The sequence below is a fragment of the Spinactinospora alkalitolerans genome, assembly GCF_013408795.1.
GTDB lineage: Bacteria > Actinomycetota > Actinomycetes > Streptosporangiales > Streptosporangiaceae > Spinactinospora > Spinactinospora alkalitolerans.
In genome coordinates, this window is sequence record NZ_JACCCC010000001.1 from 1,699,210 (window position 1) to 1,715,235 (window position 16,026).

At 70.5% G+C, this 16,026-nt stretch carries 12 protein-coding genes; 9 read left to right on the plus strand and 3 right to left on the minus strand.

What is annotated here, in order from left to right; translation table 11 throughout:
- The first annotated feature begins 257 nt into the window (after positions 1-257).
- The 3 genes from nrdR to HDA32_RS07590 all read left to right on the plus strand — a co-directional run bounded on the left by nrdR (position 258) and on the right by HDA32_RS07590 (position 5,405).
- Entirely contained in the window at positions 258-713 is a 456-nt protein-coding gene (nrdR, locus tag HDA32_RS07580; RefSeq protein WP_179642522.1) for a transcriptional regulator NrdR, read from the plus strand.
- Between the two features lie 144 nt (positions 714-857).
- Complete coding sequence (locus HDA32_RS07585; protein WP_179642523.1) at positions 858-4,757, plus strand: vitamin B12-dependent ribonucleotide reductase; 3,900 nt, start codon at positions 858-860, stop codon at positions 4,755-4,757.
- Positions 4,758-4,976: 219 nt separating this feature from the next.
- Positions 4,977-5,405: a CBS domain-containing protein gene (locus HDA32_RS07590; RefSeq protein WP_179642524.1), complete on the plus strand. Its 429-nt coding sequence runs from the start codon at positions 4,977-4,979 to the stop codon at positions 5,403-5,405.
- Positions 5,406-5,492: 87 nt separating this feature from the next.
- Here HDA32_RS07590 and HDA32_RS07595 read toward each other — a convergent pair whose 3' ends face one another.
- Entirely contained in the window at positions 5,493-5,753 is a 261-nt protein-coding gene (locus HDA32_RS07595) for a hypothetical protein (RefSeq protein ID WP_179642525.1), read from the minus strand.
- 474 nt (positions 5,754-6,227) lie between these two features.
- Between HDA32_RS07595 and HDA32_RS07600 the strand changes: the two genes are divergently transcribed.
- Together HDA32_RS07600 and HDA32_RS07605 are read left to right on the plus strand one after the other, a co-directional pair.
- On the plus strand, positions 6,228-7,961 hold the full coding sequence (locus HDA32_RS07600; protein WP_179642526.1) for an SPFH domain-containing protein: 1,734 nt from the start codon (positions 6,228-6,230) through the stop codon (positions 7,959-7,961).
- Complete coding sequence (locus HDA32_RS07605) at positions 7,958-9,421, plus strand: SPFH domain-containing protein (RefSeq protein ID WP_179642527.1); 1,464 nt, start codon at positions 7,958-7,960, stop codon at positions 9,419-9,421. The genes HDA32_RS07600 and HDA32_RS07605 overlap by 4 nt, the downstream gene beginning before the upstream one ends.
- A gap of 258 nt (positions 9,422-9,679) precedes the next feature.
- Here HDA32_RS07605 and HDA32_RS07610 read toward each other — a convergent pair whose 3' ends face one another.
- Together HDA32_RS07610 and HDA32_RS07615 are read right to left on the minus strand one after the other, a co-directional pair.
- A complete protein-coding gene (locus tag HDA32_RS07610) occupies positions 9,680-9,871 on the minus strand; it encodes a hypothetical protein (RefSeq protein WP_179642528.1) in 192 nt (63 codons plus the stop codon).
- Positions 9,872-10,166: 295 nt separating this feature from the next.
- Positions 10,167-10,859, minus strand: a complete 693-nt coding sequence (locus HDA32_RS07615) for a hypothetical protein (protein ID WP_179642529.1) — start codon at positions 10,857-10,859, stop codon at positions 10,167-10,169.
- A gap of 217 nt (positions 10,860-11,076) precedes the next feature.
- Here HDA32_RS07615 and rnhB point away from each other — a divergent pair, with 217 nt between their 5' ends.
- From rnhB to HDA32_RS07635, 4 genes are all read left to right on the plus strand, one after another.
- Entirely contained in the window at positions 11,077-11,763 is a 687-nt protein-coding gene (gene rnhB, locus HDA32_RS07620) for a ribonuclease HII (RefSeq protein WP_179642530.1), read from the plus strand.
- 160 nt (positions 11,764-11,923) lie between these two features.
- Positions 11,924-14,332, plus strand: coding sequence for an AAA family ATPase (locus HDA32_RS07625; protein WP_179642531.1), 2,409 nt, complete (start codon positions 11,924-11,926; stop codon positions 14,330-14,332).
- A gap of 127 nt (positions 14,333-14,459) precedes the next feature.
- Positions 14,460-15,188 carry a nucleotidyltransferase family protein gene (locus HDA32_RS07630; RefSeq protein ID WP_179642532.1) on the plus strand — a complete coding sequence of 243 codons (729 nt, stop codon included), beginning with the start codon at positions 14,460-14,462 and terminating at the stop codon, positions 15,186-15,188.
- A gap of 20 nt (positions 15,189-15,208) precedes the next feature.
- Positions 15,209-16,006, plus strand: a complete 798-nt coding sequence (locus tag HDA32_RS07635) for a tyrosine-protein phosphatase (protein WP_179646533.1) — start codon at positions 15,209-15,211, stop codon at positions 16,004-16,006.
- Positions 16,007-16,026 lie beyond the last annotated feature (20 nt).

Here is a 16,026-nt window from a genome sequence, read left to right on the forward strand (position 1 = left end):
ACCTGAGAATTTGTCTCGGAACCCCTCCCACCGGTTTGCGCCCGCCCGGCAACGGTCATAAGTTGACCACAACATCTTGTGCTTACTTGGGGGCGAGCCGCCCACAAATTGTGCTTAAGTAGGTACCTGATCTCTTCGGGGCCTTCGCCTCGGAGGGGACGAGAGCGCCCGCAGGGCTGCCCGCCGCCGGTGAGCACGGGCCGCCCGCGCGTGCGCGGGGAGATGATCGATGTGGATCTGGGGGGAGGCGTGCCGGCATGCACTGCCCGTTCTGCCGTCATCCTGATACCCGGGTGATCGACAGCCGCTCCACCGACGACGGCGTCGCGATACGCCGCCGCCGTTCGTGCCCGGAGTGCGAGCGCCGCTTCACCACCCAGGAGACCGTGCTGCTCATGGTGGCCAAGCGGTCCGGTGTCACCGAGCCCTTCTCGCGCACCAAGATCATCGCCGGAGTGCGCCGGGCCTGCCAGGGACGCCCGGTCAACGAGGACGCGCTGGCCCTGCTCGGCCAGCGGGTGGAGGAGGCGGTCCGCGGACGCGGTGCGGCCGAGGTCCCCGCGCACGAGATCGGGCTGGCCATCCTGGGACCGCTGCGTGAGCTCGACGAGGTCGCCTACCTCCGCTTCGCGTCGGTGTACCGGAGCTTTGAGTCCCTGGAGGACTTCGAGAACGAGATCGTCGGCCTGCGGGCCGACCGGTCCTCGTCGTAGCGGCCGGCGCGGTGCCGCCGACGTGCGGCGCCGGCGAAGGCGCTGAACATGCGGATCAGACGTAGCGCGAAGAGGGCCGCCCGACCCGGGGCGGTCGATCGTGCGGTGGCGTGAATTGGGTATGGCGAGAACAGGGGGAGCGAAATGACGGAGACGGACAGCCGGGGCGGCTCGTCGACTCGCAAGGGCAGGCAGGCCCAGCGCAAGGGACTGAAGATGCAGCGCATCTTCACCTCACCCGGTGTACACCCCTATGACGAGGTCGAGTGGGAGCGCCGCGACGTCGTCATGACGAACTGGCGGGACGGCTCGGTCAACTTCGAGCAGCGCGGAGTGGAGTTCCCCGCCGCGTGGTCGATGAACGCCACCCAGATCGTCGCGAGCAAGTACTTCCGGGGCGCGGTGGGCACCCCGGAGCGCGAGTGGAGCCTCAAGCAGCTCGTCGACCGGGTGGCGGGCAAGTACACCGCCACCGGCAGGGAGAACGGCTACTTCGCCTCCGACGACGACGCCGAGATCTTCGACCACGAGCTGAAGCACGCGCTGGTCCACCAGCTCTTCAGCTTCAACTCCCCGGTGTGGTTCAACGTCGGCACGGCCTCGAAGCAGCAGGTCTCGGCGTGCCAGCCCTATGACGCGCTGGTGAGTACCCCGCAGGGACTCGTTCCCATCGGTGAGCTCGTCGAGTCCGACACGGTCGGCGCCAAGGTCTATGACGCGTCCGGCGTGACGCGGATTCTGGCGACGAAGGCCAACGGGATCAAGAACGTCCTGCGCCTGCACACCAAAGCGGGATACACGCTGGACGTGACAGCGGACCACCTCGTCTGGAAGGCCACCGGCGAACACAGCGGGAAGTTCGTGCCCGCGGGACATCTGACAGCGGGCGACCAACTGCAGTGGCACCGACGTGATTCGTTCGGTGAAGCGGAGATCACCACCGCGGAGATCTCCGAGGCGGCGCTGGCGGGCTGGCTGCAGTCAGACGGTTTCGTCGGTCAGTACGAAGGAACGAACCGTTCGCTGACGATCGAGGCGATGACGGTCACCCAGGCCGAACTGGACTGGGTGACTCGGAGCCTGGAGCAGGTGCTGCCCGATGTCCACCGCCATGAACGGCGAGTGGAGACCCAGGACACCTCGTTGGATTGCCGACGTACCCGGCTCTACGGAACCGGGCTGGCGGACTTCGTGGCGAAATGGGGTCTGCGCGCCCGCGGCGTCGACATGCGGGTGCCGGAGCGCCTGTTCACGGCGCCGCTTCCGGTGGTCACGGCCTACCTGCGGAGTATCTTCCAGGCCGAGGGCTATGTCACGGAGCGGGAGAGGTCGGTCCGTATCGGAATGGACATGATCTCTGAGGAACTGGTCCGTGGAGTCCAGCGGCTGCTGCTGCGCTACGGAATCTTTTCCCGGGTGAAGCGCAAGGCCGAGCCCCGCCCCGACCGCCATGACACCTGGAGCCTTGGCATCCAGGGCGCTGGGGAACGGGCCGCGTTCGCCGCGGAGATCGGCTTCATCGACCCGGTCAAGGCAGCCAAGCTGGAGGCGAGCCTGGATGTTCCAGGCCTGGCGGCCCACCCGGTCAAACGGCTGGAGATCGCGGAGATCGAGAATCTCGGTTCGATGGAGGTCTACGACATCCAGACCGAGAGCGGCGAGTACCTCTCCGGCAACCTGCGGGTGCACAACTGCTTCATCCTGTCCGTGGACGACACCATGGAGTCGATCCTCGACTGGTACAAGGAAGAGGGGATCATCTTCAAGGGCGGTTCCGGCGCGGGCGTGAACCTCTCGCGCATCCGCTCCAGCAGGGAGCTGCTGTCCTCCGGCGGCACCGCCTCGGGGCCGGTGTCCTTCATGCGCGGCGCCGACGCATCGGCCGGCACCATCAAGTCCGGTGGCGCCACCCGCCGCGCGGCCAAGATGGTCGTCCTCGACGTCGACCACCCCGACATCGAGGAGTTCGTCGAGACCAAGGCGCGCGAGGAGCACAAGATCCGCGCGCTGCGCGACGCCGGCTTCGACGTCGACCTCGGCGGCGCCGACATGTTCAGCGTCCAGTACCAGAACGCCAACAACTCGGTGCGCGTCTCCGACGCCTTCATGCGCGCGGTGGAGACCGACTCCGACTTCGGCCTGGTCTCGCGCACCACCGGCGAGACCGTCGCCACGGTGGACGCCAAGGACCTCTTCCGCAAGATGGCCAAGGCCGCCTGGGAGTGCGCCGACCCGGGCGTGCAGTACGACGACACGATCAACGACTGGCACACCGCGCCCGAGAGCGGCCGCATCTCCGCCAGCAACCCCTGTTCGGAGTACGTCCACCTGGACAACTCCTCCTGCAACCTGGCCTCGATCAACCTGCTGAAGCTCCTGACCGACGACGACACCTTCGACATCGGCAACTTCGTCAAGCTGACCGAGCTGATCATCACGGCGATGGACATCTCGATCACCTTCGCCGACTTCCCGACCGAGAAGATCGGCGAGACCACGCGGGCGTTCCGCCAGCTCGGCATCGGCTACGCCAACCTCGGCGCGCTGCTCATGGCGACCGGCCACGCCTACGACTCCGACGGCGGCCGCGCCGTCGCCGCGGCCATCACCTCGCTGATGACCGGCACCGCCTACAAGCGCAGCGCCGAGCTGGCCGGCGTCGTCGGCCCCTACGACGGCTACGCCAAGAACGCCGACGCCCACAAGCGGGTCATGCGCAAGCACGCCGCGGCAAACGACGACCTGCGCGTCGTCGGAGGGATGGACCGCGACATCGCGGCCGCGGCCACGAGGTCGTGGGAGGACTGCCTGAAGACCGGCGAGCGCAACGGCTGGCGCAACGCCCAGGCGAGCCTGCTCGCGCCGACCGGGACCATCGGCTTCATGATGGACTGCGACACCACCGGCATCGAGCCCGACTTCTCGCTGGTCAAGTTCAAGAAGCTGGTCGGCGGCGGCTCCATGCAGATCGTCAACCAGGCGATCCCGCGTGCGCTGAAGAACCTGGGCTACCAGCAGGAGCAGATCGAGGCGATCGTCGAGCACATCGCGGAGAACGGCCACGTGGTCGACGCCCCGGGCCTGCGCCCCGAGCATTATGAGGTGTTCGACTGCGCCATGGGCAAGCGCTACATCAAGCCCATGGGCCACGTCGAGATGATGGCCGCGGTCCAGCCGTTCCTGTCCGGTGCGATCTCCAAGACGGTGAACGTGCCCGAAGAGGCCACCGTCGAGGACTTCGAGCACATCTACTTCCAGGGCTGGAAGCTGGGTCTGAAGGCGCTCGCGGTCTACCGCGACAACTGCAAGGTCGGCCAGCCGCTGTCCACGGCCAAGACCGAGGACAAGGCCGCAGCCGAGCCGGAGGTCATCGAGGTCAACCGCCCGGTCCGGCGCCGCCTGCCCAAGAAGCGCCCGAGCGAGACCGTCTCCTTCTCCGTCGGCGGCGCCGAGGGCTACATCACGGCCGGGTCCTACCCCGACGACGGCCTCGGCGAGGTCTTCATGAAGCTCGGCAAGCAGGGTTCGACCCTGGCCGGCGTCATGGACGCGTTCTCGATCGCCATCTCCATCGCGCTGCAGTACGGCGTCCCGCTGGAGACCTACGTCGAGAAGTTCACCAACATGCGCTTCGACCCGGCGGGCATGACCGACGACCCCGACATCCGGATGGCGCAGTCGGTGGTCGACTACATCTTCCGCCGCCTGGCGCTGGACCACCTCCCCTACGAGCAGCGCGCCGCTCTGGGCGTGCTCTCGGCGGAGGAGCGCGCCGCCCAGGTCGCCGGCGAGGACCCGGCCCAGGTCGCGGCGCAGGTGGAGTCCTACGCCCAGTCGGCGCCGGTCGCCGGCGACGAGTCCGGGCGCGCCCGGGTCGAGCGGGCCGAGGACGCCGACAGCGCCCACACCACCACGGAACTGGTCGAGCTGCAGCAGGGCTTCACCGCCGACGCCCCGCTCTGCGTCACCTGCGGCACCAAGATGCGTCCGTCGGGTAGCTGCTACGTCTGCGAGGGCTGCGGCTCCACCAGCGGCTGCAGTTAGGAGCAGACCGCCTCCGACGCGGCCTCCGCCCGGGCGGAGCGGTGGGACAGCGATCCGAAGAGGGGGGAGTCGGCCCGGGCCGGCTCCCCCTCCCGCGTCGGCGGGAACCCGTCGCGGCGCGTTCCCCGGGCCGGACTCGGGCCCGGCCCCGGTTGTCCGCGGGGATTAACGATCGTGGGAGGCGGGTAACCCTCGGTCACCGAGCGAAGGGTGGCCGCCATGCTGATCGCTGAAATCCTGCGGGCCAAGGGATCGAACGTGGCGACCGTCGGGCCCGACACGACGGTCGCCGAACTGCTGACGGAGCTGGCCGGGCACAACATCGGGGCGGTGGTGGTGACCGAGTCCGGCCGGGTCGCGGGGATCGCCTCCGAACGCGACGTGGTGCGCCAGATGCACGCCAGGGGCGCCGGGCTGCTGGAGGCCCCGGTCTCGGAGATCATGACCGCCGCCGTCATCACCTGTGCGCCCTCCGACACCGTCGACGCGCTGACCGTCCTGATGACCGAGAACCGGGTCCGGCACGTCCCCGTGCTCGCCGACGGCGCGCTCGCGGGCATCGTGAGCATCGGCGACGTGGTCAAGAGCCGGATGAGCCAGCTCGAGCAGGACCGGCAGCAGTTGGAGAACTACATCACCCAGGGGTGAACCCGCCGGGCTCCCGGGTCCTCCTCGGCGTGGCGGGCGGCCCGGGTGTCCGCATGGACGCCGGTCGGCGTCCGCCGCCGGAGCGGTTCACCGACCCGCGTCCTCCATGGCGCTGAAGACGGCGGCGGTCAACCCGGCCGCGATGTTGAGCAGGCCCAGCACCAGGCCGGTCCAGCCGAAGCCCTTCGCCCAGCGCAGCCGCTTCACCGCGACGTCGTAACGACCGCTGTTGTAGGCGTTGTGCACGCCGAGCATGAATCCCAGCGCGGTGACGCTGAACGGCAGGCCCGCCACCCCGCACGCGAGCACGGTGCACATCACGATGGGGATGACGAGCCAGGCGGTCATCCCCTTCAGGTGCGGACCCGTCGGCGGTCCGGGGTGGGGCGGGGGCTGGGGCGGATACGGACCGGTCATCTGCGGCTGCTCCCGGTAGGCGCGGCTGCGCGCGGCGGACGTGAATCGGGATCGGAGCCTACTGCCCTGCGCGCCTCGCAGGCGATCCGGGGACATCGGCCACCGCATCCCGTCCGGATGGAAGCCGATCACCAGGGGCGCAGCGGCTCCACGTCGTCGAGGACCGCCCGGGCCTCGGCGGGGTCGGCGGCCACAGCCTCGGCTTCGGCCCGGATACGCGCCCGCGCGCGGTTCACCGCCCTGGCCTTCTGAGCGCCTCGCGCGGATAACGGATGGTTATTTTCCGTCCATCCGGAGGACCATAACGATGTGGGAGGATTCCAGGACTCTGACCAGGGCGGCGGAACCGTGACCGGAGTCGTCGCGTCCGAGTCGACGTTCCTCGAAAACAAGGAGTCGATGCCCATGTCCTTCGCACAGACGGTGCGCGGGGCCGCAGGAGCGGTCGCCCAGGGCGGCGATCCGCGAGAGGCGGTGTCCAGCGCCTTCGGCCAGGCGGCAGAGGGGTTCGGGCTCGATCCCGGTGACTTCCTGGCCGCCCGTGAGCAGGGTGCCTCGGTGGGCACCCGGATCGAGCAGCAGACCACCTCGCTGGACAATGCGGGCGAGGTTCTCAACCGCAGCAAGTTCGAGCAGGACCGCAGCGGCTCGGTGCACGTCATCTCTCCGATGGTCATTCCGCGGGGCCGTACCCTGACCGCGATGCTGCCGCCGATCCTGCTGGCCATCGGCGGGCTCCTCGGCTCGCTGGTCACCGCCCCGATCCCCGGCGCCACCCTGATCGTCTTCGGCCCGCACTTCTGGATCATCGTCCTGGCCATCGCCGCGTTCATGTGGTGGCGCCAGGGCATGGTCATGGTTCCCGACGGCTGCCAGGCGCTGATCACCAAGTTCGGCAAGCTCGAGCAGATCGTCGGCCCGGGCCGGGTCACCCTGTTCAACCCGTGGAAGCGGGTCTCCTACCTGGTCAACACCACGCGGGAGTACCCCTTCAACGCCCCCATCCGGGAGGCGCCCACCAAGAGCGGCGTCAAGGCATCGGTCGACCTCTTCCTGCAGTTCCGGATCGAGGACCCCGAGCAGTTCATCTTCGTCCTCGGCGCCGTGCAGGGCTTCCAGGACAAGCTGAACAACGCCATCAGCGAGACCACCCGCAGCCTCATCTACGACACGCAGGCCTCCGACATCTACGACCTGGTCGGGGAGAACACCGCTCGCCTGCTGGAGCAGCTCAACCAGCAGTTCCTGCCCGCGGTGCGGCTCACCAACGCCAACATCACGCACGCCGAGCCCTCCAGCCAGGAGTACCGGATGGACCTCGCCGCACCGGAGATGGTGCGCGTGGCCAAGGAGGCCTACACCTACGAGTACGAGCTCCAACTGCGCAAGGAGCAGAACGAGGGCGACCTCAACAAGGAGCTCGCCTCGCTGAACGAGACCCTCTCGGCGATCCAGGCCGACATCGCGCAGTACCAGGCGCAGATGGACACCGCGCTGGAGCGCGAGACCAACCGGGCCCGCGCGCTGGCCCGCCAGCGCTTCGTCGAGGCCGAGAGCACCGCCAACGCCAACGCCGCGCTGCTGGAGGCCCAGGCGCTGGACATCCGCGCGGTCAGCGCGGCCGAGGCCCCGGAGATCCTGAACTACCGCTTCCAGCAGGACCTGATGGCCAAGCTGGAGTCCGTGGCCGACAGTCTGCCCCAGGTGCTGCAGATCGGCGACGGCGACTCCGCCAGCGTCAACTTCCTGCAGGTGGCGCAGCAGATCATCGGAGGCGCCGAGCAGGACCTGTTCTCCGACGCCGACATGGCCGCCATCCGCACCCGCCTCGGCGAGATCCAGGAGCGCATCGCCTCCAGGGAGGCCGAGATCACCGAGCTGCTGGAGGCCGAGGACAAGACCGTCGAGGCGCCCGACCCGGCGCACACCGACGACGTCCCCGGAGCCGATCGGGTCGAGGAGATCCGCCGGTCGGTCTCCGACGGCGTGATCGACGAGCGCATCGAGGACATCGCCGAGACCGGAAGCGCTCCCGAGGCGCAGGCGCCGCCCGCCGATCCGGCGCCCGGCGGCGAGTGGCCGTGGCCCGAATCCGGGCGGGGCGGCCAGGCCGGACCGTACCAGGGAGGTCAGGAATGACTGAGCCGGCATCGCACGGCCGCGGCTCCTCCAGCATCAAGGAGTCGCTCGCCGGGTGGAGCGACATCGCGCGCCTGCTGCGCGGCGGCGACCAGGGGGCGCTCGTCCCCGTCGTCATCCCGCGCGACAGTCGCGGGCTGAAGTGGATGACCCTCATCTGGATCAGCCTCTACCTGCTGTGCTACGCGGTCATCGTGCTGCTCGTGCAGCCGTTCGCCCTGACGTGGACGGCGATCCCGGCCTTCGTGGTCGCGATCATCGCGCTGCTCCTGGCCGTGCTGTGGTGGTGGCGCTCGTCGATCGTGGAGATCGAGCAGGGCACCAGCGGCGTGCTCACCAAGTTCGGCGCCGTGGTCGGCGTGCTCGACCCGGGCCGGCACTACCTGTGGCACCCGTGGTCGCGGGTCGACTTCGTGGTCGACACCTCCACCGAGATCCCCTACACCGCGCCGGTGCTCGCCTGCCCGACCAACGAGAACGTGCCGCTGAAGTCGATCGAGTTCTTCCTGAAGTTCCGCATCATCGACGCGGTGGCCTTCGTGCGCACGATCGGCGCCAGCAACTTCGACCTGGTGCTGTCCAACGCGGTGCAGGACGCGATCCGCCAGCGCAGCCGCCGGGTGCGCACCGAGGGCGCCTACGACCTGCGCGGCTCCGACGTCGCGGACATGCAGGACCTGCTCAACCGGCAACTGAGCCGCTACGGCGTGCGCATCATGGGCTGCAACATCCCCGATGTCCAGTTGCCCAACCAGTACCAGCAGCACCTGGCCACCCGCGAGCGTGTCGCCAAGGAACTGGTGGCCTACGAGCAGGAGTGGGAGCTCACCCGCAAGCGCCGCATCGACACGCTGCTCATGGACATCGAGCGCTCCAAGAAGACCCGCGACGCCAAGATCGTCGAGGTCAACGCGGCGCTGAACAAGGCCCGCAAGGACGTCGCGCAGATGCTGGAGGAGCAGGAGACCGAAGCGCAGCGGGTCCGCTACGAGATCGAGACCCGGGGCCGGGCCGACCTGGTGGCCGCGCAGAACGAGGCCAAGGCGCAGCGCCGCCTGGCGACGTCCTACCGGGACAACCGCGCGGTGCTGCAGTATGAGCTGGCCCGCCGCCGGCTCGACGTCGGCGCCACGCTCGCCGAGCACGCGCCGCAACCGGTGGTCGTACGCACCGAGGGCGGAGCCGGAGACTCCTCGGCGCTGTCCACGCTGCTCATGGCGCAGTTCCTGCCCGGGTTGGGGGAGCAGCGGCGGAGCCGTTCGGCGCTGGCCCGGAGCGACGGCCGCGAGTCCGAGGCCGAGGCCGCCGCCTCCGACGTCTTCCAGCAGGCCCAGGGCGCGATGGCCGCGGCGGCCCAGCGCCAGCAGCAGATGCAGGACCAGTACCAGCAGGAACAGCAGCAGGCCATGCAGGAGCAGTTCCAGCAGGGCGAGGGCTACGGCCGGCAGCGCCGCCGCTGACGCCGCGACGAGGGGGCGCCCATGGGCGCCCCCTCACGCGGATGCGGCCGCGGTCGGCAATCGTTGAACCCCGTATTGCCGTGTCTTGAACCCCGCCGACGTAGTGTTTTCGTATCGGGGGGAGGTTGTTCCCGGATTCCCGTCACCCGTCGCAAAGGTGCCGCAGCGGAATCCGGGAACAGTTGTTTCTCCGGCCCTTCCGCGCCGCCCCACCGCACCCCCGGGCCCTCGCGGCGGGTTCCCGCTCCTCATTCGCGCTCATGCCGCGTGGGCGAGCTCCTGGTAACCGCAGTCGATGTCCACGCCGTGCCGGGCGGCGATCTCCACGAGGTCCTCGATCTCACCGGCCTGCGTCACCGCCAGGTCCTCGTCCCCGTTCTCCCTGGCCCGGCGCAGCGACTCCAGCGCGTCGTAGATGCGCAGGTGCAGAGTTGTCATGAATTCGTTCATACCGTCCCTCGCTCGGCGAAGCACCGATTCACGTCCATCTCAGGTCTACCCCGGCGAGGTTAAGAACGGAGTGAGACGCGGCCCGATGCGGCCGGGCGCCCCCGGTGAGAAGAACCACCGCCGCCGCGGCGTTTGCCCGGGGCCCTTCTCGGTACCGGCCGGGCCTCCCACCGGTGTCCGACGGTCGGGCCCGTCCAGGAGGCGGGATGCCGCGGTGCGCGCAGCGTCGGCGGCGCGGCAGGCCCGAGCCCCGGAGATCCCGTTCCGACCCGCGAACGCGGCGGGCGAAGCCCGGTCAGTATTCGGTCCAGGAGTACCAGTTGCCGGAGATGTGCTCGTAGACCACGCCGCCGTGCCCGGGGACGAAGACGTCGGTGGGCAGCGGCTCGGAGCTGTAGGCCAGGCCGGACTCGTTCAGCAGTCCGGCACCCTGCACGGTGAACCGGGTGACGCCGTCGTCCACCGACGCGGCCTTCAACGGGTACAGGCCGACCCACTCGCCGTTCAGCGGGATGGTGGTGGAGCGGTTGAGGGTGTCGCGCACGTGCAGCAGCTCCTGCGCCGAGGCGTCGACCCGGGCCTGGAGCGGGGCGTCGCTCACCGACAGCGCGATGGCGGCCAGGGCGATCAGGGGCGCGGTGATCCAGCGCAGCCAGTAGTGCCTGATCATCGGCCGGGCCACGGTCAGCGCCGTGCCCAGCCGCAGCGCGCCCATCCCGGCGAGGAGCGCGCCGCCGCCCATGCCGATCACGAAGGTCGGCAGGTGGCCGCCCGGCATGCTGTCCTCGTAGAGCAGGGCCAGACCGATCAGGACGCAGGCCGGGAGGTAGAGGCGCCCCGGCGGCCGGGACCCCCAGGAGATCAGCCGCCGCCCGAACGTGGGCTTGTCTGCGATCTCGATGAGCTTGGCGACCGAGTCCTCTCCGGCCGGCTGCGTCGTCCCCCCATGGGGCGGGGTTCCACCGGACGGAGGAGTGGCGGCGGACATGGCGGGTTGCCCCCAACGGACTTTTGCGGGTGATGGCGGCGGCGACCGGTCGCGCCGCGGCCGTGTCAGGTTGTCGGCGGCCGTCGAGGCACGGCCCGTCATCAGGATAGAGGAGCGGCGGGGCGGGATTGCGTAACACGCACGGAAACCGGGGGAAACAGGGAAACAGCGGAGAAACGGCGGAGGGGCATGCGGCGTTCGGACTAGGCTTGGTCGGGTGTCTGCGAAATCCTCCATCGAACCCCCCACCTACGAGCTGGAGCGGGAGCTCGCCGCGGGCGGGGCGGGGCTCGTCGCGGGGATCGACGAGGTCGGCCGCGGGGCCTGGGCCGGACCCGTGGTGGTCTGCGCCGCGGTCACCGACGGCTCCGAGCCGCCCGAGGGCCTGACCGATTCCAAGCGGCTCAGCCCCAAGCGCCGGATCACCATGAGCGAGCTGGTCCGGCCCTGGGTGCGCGACCACGCGTTCGGACGGGCCGAGCCCACCGAGATCGACGAGGTCGGGATGACCGAGGCGCTGCGTCGCGCCGCCGGCCGCGCCCTGGCCGGGCTGGCCCGGCGGCCCGATGCGGTCATCCTCGACGGCAAGCACGACTACCTCGGTCGGCCCTGGGCCGTGCGCACCCGGATCAAGGCCGACCTGACCTGCGTCAGCGTCGCCGCGGCCTCGGTACTGGCCAAGGTGCACCGCGACGCGTTCATGGCCGGGCTCGACCCGGAGTTCCCCGGTTACGGTTTCGGGACGGCCGCGGGCTACCCCTCACCGGTGCACCGTGCGGCGCTCGCCGAGCACGGGCCGACCCCGCACCACCGGATGTCCTGGGCTTATCTCGATGACCTGCCGAAATGGCGGCATCTGCGCAAAGTGCGGCCGGCGGCCGGCGACCAGCTCAGCATCCTGTGACCCGGGTGGAGCACGACACGCCGAGCGGTTCGGGACCTCCACTCCTTATGAAACCCCGGCCGTTGACGGCAGTATGGGGTTCGCCCCGGGGTACTGCTGTGCGAAGAGGACGACCGAAAACCGGGGGCACGGGGCCGTACGGGTAAAGGGGGGTCAGGAGATGCCGCGCAACGACGAACCCCGGACCACCGGCAGGCCCGCGCGGACGCCACCGCTGCAGCGGCTGCGCGACGCCTACTCCCGCCAGGCCCTGCGCTCGCGCCTGGCCGCGGGGTTCACCGCCGTCACGGTCGCCGCCCTGCTCGCCTTCCTGGTCGACGTCCCCGTTCTCGCCGCGATCGCGGTGACGGTCATGGTCCTGGCCGTCTTCGCCGCGCTGATGCGGTCCTCGGCCGCCGTCGCGGCGGCACTGGTCTGCGTCGCCTGGATCGCCGTCGCCTACCCGCTGTTCCAGATCCCCCTGGCCGGGGCCCCGGTCGTGCTGGTCCTGCTCCTCCTGCCGCTGCTGGTCTCGCTGGCTGCGACCCGGATCCGGGCCTTCCCGGTCTGGCACACGACCCTGCTGGCGCTGCTCATCGGGCTCATCCTCGGGCTGGCCGTGGCGCTGACCAGCATGCTCACCGACGCCGTTCCGCCGGCCCTCGGCGTGACGTGCACGGTGGCCGCCGCGGGCGCCGCGCTGCTGTGGCGGGCGGTCGCGGGCTACCGGCTGCACCGCGAGACCCGGCCGCGCGGGGACGCGCCGACCGCTCCGGACCCCGGCGCCGCCGCGGCGCAGGGCCGCGGCCGGTCCCCGGCCGGGCGAGGGGGGACGCGGCGGACCGGCACCGAGAGCGCCGCCGTGCCCGTCCCCGTCGACGAGGCGCTGGCCGAGCTGGAGGACATGATCGGCCTGGACCCGGTGAAGCAGCAGGTCCGGGCGATCGCCGCGTCCATCGAGGCGGCCCGGCTGCGCGCCGACGCCGGCTACGCGGTCGACAAGCCGCTGCGCCACCTGGTGTTCTCCGGCCCACCCGGCACCGGCAAGACCAGCGTGGCGCGCACGCTGGCCACGGTCTTCCACTCCTTCGGGCTGCTGCCCTCCCCGAACGTGGTCGAGGCCCAGCGCGCCGACCTGGTGGGGGAGTACCTGGGGGCGACGGCGATCAAGACCAACGAGCTGGTGGACCGCGCGCTCGGCGGGGTGCTGTTCATCGACGAGGCGTACTCGCTGGTCAACGACGGCGACGGGCAGTCGGACCGGTTCGGCAACGAGGCCGTGCAGACCCTGCTCAAGCGGGCCGAGGACGATCGCGACCGGCTCGTCGTCATCCTCGCCGGCTACGACAAGGAGATGGACCGCTTCCTGGCCTCCAACCCCGGCCTGGCCTCCCGGTTCGCCACCAGGGTGACGTTTCCCAGCTACCGCCCCGAGGAGCTGCAGCGCATCGCCGAGCACCAGTTCGACCAGCGCGGCGACCTGCTCGACGAGCAGGCGCGCCCGGCGCTGCGCTCGCGCTTCGACCAGGCGGCGCAGCGCGGGGTGGTCGACGAGCTCGGCAACGGCCGCTTCGTCCGCTCCCTGGTGGAGAAGACCGCCGAGGCCAGGGACGTGCGCGTCGTCACCAGCGGCGAGTCCGGCCGCCAGCCCGCCCCCGAGGAGCTGGTCACGATCCGCGCGGCCGACGTCGCCACGGCCTATGACCAGTTGACCGAGCGCCTGCCCGGCTTCACCAAGGCCCCCGACGTCGACGAGGCCCTGGCCGAGCTCGACGCGATGATCGGCCTGGACCCGGTCAAACGGCAGGTCCGCTCGATCGCGGCCCAGCTCCAGATGGCCAAGCTGCGCGAAGGGCAGGGGCTGCCGGTCCAGCCGCCCATGCGGCACTTCGTCTTCGTCGGCCCGCCCGGCACCGGCAAGACGACGGTGGCGCGCATCCTCGGCCGGGTGTTCGCGGCGCTCGGCCTGCTCAACCGGGCCGACGTGGTCGAGGCCGGCCGCGCCGACCTGGTCGGCGAGCACCTGGGCGCCACGGCCGTCAAGACCAACAAGCTGGTGGACCGCGCGCTCGGCGGGGTGCTGTTCATCGACGAGGCCTACGCCCTGGTCAACCCGGGCTACAGCGGAGGTGACGCGTTCGGTTCCGAGGCCATCCAGACCCTGCTCAAGCGGGCCGAGGACGACCGCTCCCGGCTGGTCATCGTGCTGGCCGGCTACCCGGCGGAGATGGACCGCTTCCTGGCCAGCAACTCGGGCCTGTCCTCGCGGTTCAACGTGCGGGTGGCCTTCCCCAGCTACACGCCGGAGGAGCTGACCGAGATCGCCGACCGCGTGGCCGCCGGGGCCGGTGACGCCTTCGACGAGCAGGCCAGGGAGGACCTGCACCAGATCTTCGGCCACGTCTGCGAGGCGGGCTGGATCGACGAGTTCGGCAACGGCCGCTTCGCCCGGTCGCTGTTCGAGAAGGCGTGCTCCTACCGCGACCTGCGGGTCTCGGAGGAGCTGGGCGACGCGGCCACCGCCGAGGAGCTCACCCTGGTCACGAGCGCGGACCTGCGGCAGGCCTACGGCGAGGTCACCCAGGGATGACGTCCGGGTCCGGGGTCGGCCCTCCGGTCGCCTGAACGGCCACCTAGGGGACAAGCCAGGGTGCTCCACCGCAAATCGGTCCGATGACGCCCCCAATCCGGCGGTACGCCCTGCTAATGTCCGCTGCATGAGTCGTTCCACCGCCCCCATCGGCCAGGCCGTCATCTTGGCGGGAGGCCAGGCGACCCGCCTGCGCCCCTACACCGACACCCGACCCAAGGCGATGGTCGAGGTCGCCGACCGGCCCATCATCGACTACCAACTGGAGTGGCTGGCGGGGCACGGCGTCGAGCACGTCGTGGTGTCCTGCGGCTACAAGGCCGAGGTGCTGCGCGAACACCTGGCCGCCCGTCCCGACGGGCCGGAGATCAGCCTCCTGGTCGAGGACGAACCGCTGGGGCGGGGCGGCGCGCTGCGGTTCGCGGCGTCGGGCCTGCGGGAGGCCGACTCCCCCTACTTCGCGCTCAACGGCGACGTCCTCACCTGGTTCCCGCTGGACGAGCTCACCGCCTACCACCGCGAGAAGGGCGGCCTGGTGACCCTGGCGCTGGCGCAGTACCGCACGAGCTGGGGCATCGTCGACGTCACCGACAGCGGACTCATCGAGGGCTTCACCCAGAGCCCCCTGCTGCCGTTCTGGATCAACGCCGGCGTCTACGTCTTCGAGCCCGCGGCGACGCCGCTGCTGCCGGAGAAGGGCGACCACGAGTCCACCACCTTCCCCGGGCTGGCAGCGGAGGGGCGGCTCTTCGGCTACCGCATCGACGGCTTCTGGCGCGGCGTGGACACGGTCAAGGACGTCAAGGAGGCCGGCGAGCAGATCCCGGCGCTGCGCGGGAACGCCCTGGCGACCTGACCGCCACCGGTTCGGGGCGGATCGGTATCGTCGCGTCCGTGACCAATGACGCCCCCATGCTGACCACCGCCCCCAATTTCCGCGATCTCGGCGGCGCCGCCGCGAACGGCGGCGAGCGCGTCCGCCGCGGCCTGCTGTTCCGGGCCGACGCCCTGTCCCGGCTGGACGAAGCCGACCTGGCCGTGCTGGAGGGCATGGAGCTGCGCCAGTTGATCGACCTGCGCACCGTGTTCGAGCGGGACCGCGCGGCCGACCGGGTGCCCCGGGGCGCCGAGTACGTCGTGCTGGACGTGCAGCGCGACCACAGGACCGGCGGGGACCTCGCCGCGGTCTTCGCCGACCCCGAACGGGCCAACGCCCTGCTGGCCGACAACGGTGCCGAGCGGTTCATGCACGAGGTCAACCGGATGCTGGTGGGCACGGAGGACGCCTGCGCCGGCTACCGGGAACTCGTCGAGCGCGCGGCGCACGGGCCGCTGCCGCTGGTGTTCCACTGCAGCGCGGGCAAGGACCGCACCGGCTGGGGAGCCGTCGTCATCCTGTCGCTGCTGGGCGTGCCGAGGGAGGCGATCATCGCCGACTACCTCGCCAGCAACGGCCGGCTCGGCGCGGTCATCGACTGGATGATGGGCATGGTCCGGACGCAGGGCATCGACGCCGACCAGGTCAAGCCGATGCTGGAGGTGCGCACCGAGTACCTCGAAACGGCGTTCGCCGAGGTGGACAGGGTCCACGGCTCCTTCGACGGCTACGTCGCGGGCGGCCTGCGGCTGAAGCCCGAGACCGTGTCGGCGCTGCGCGAGCGCCTGCTGACCTAGATGTTCTGCCCTATGAGGTC

Bases quoted from the DNA above. Each gene is read 5' to 3' on its own strand.
- HDA32_RS07630 (WP_179642532.1), top strand. From the start codon at position 14,460: ATGAGTCGTTCCACCGCCCCCATCGGCCAGGCCGTCATCTTGGCGGGA.
- HDA32_RS07605 (WP_179642527.1), top strand. From the start codon at position 7,958: ATGACTGAGCCGGCATCGCACGGCCGCGGCTCCTCCAGCATCAAGGAG.
- HDA32_RS07625 (WP_179642531.1), top strand. From the start codon at position 11,924: ATGCCGCGCAACGACGAACCCCGGACCACCGGCAGGCCCGCGCGGACG.
- HDA32_RS07595 (WP_179642525.1), bottom strand. From the start codon at position 5,753: ATGACCGCCTGGCTCGTCATCCCCATCGTGATGTGCACCGTGCTCGCG.
- HDA32_RS07585 (WP_179642523.1), top strand. From the start codon at position 858: ATGACGGAGACGGACAGCCGGGGCGGCTCGTCGACTCGCAAGGGCAGG.
- HDA32_RS07615 (WP_179642529.1), bottom strand. From the start codon at position 10,859: ATGTCCGCCGCCACTCCTCCGTCCGGTGGAACCCCGCCCCATGGGGGG.
- HDA32_RS07610 (WP_179642528.1), bottom strand. From the start codon at position 9,871: ATGAACGAATTCATGACAACTCTGCACCTGCGCATCTACGACGCGCTG.
- HDA32_RS07590 (WP_179642524.1), top strand. From the start codon at position 4,977: ATGCTGATCGCTGAAATCCTGCGGGCCAAGGGATCGAACGTGGCGACC.
- HDA32_RS07600 (WP_179642526.1), top strand. From the start codon at position 6,228: ATGTCCTTCGCACAGACGGTGCGCGGGGCCGCAGGAGCGGTCGCCCAG.
- nrdR (WP_179642522.1), top strand. From the start codon at position 258: ATGCACTGCCCGTTCTGCCGTCATCCTGATACCCGGGTGATCGACAGC.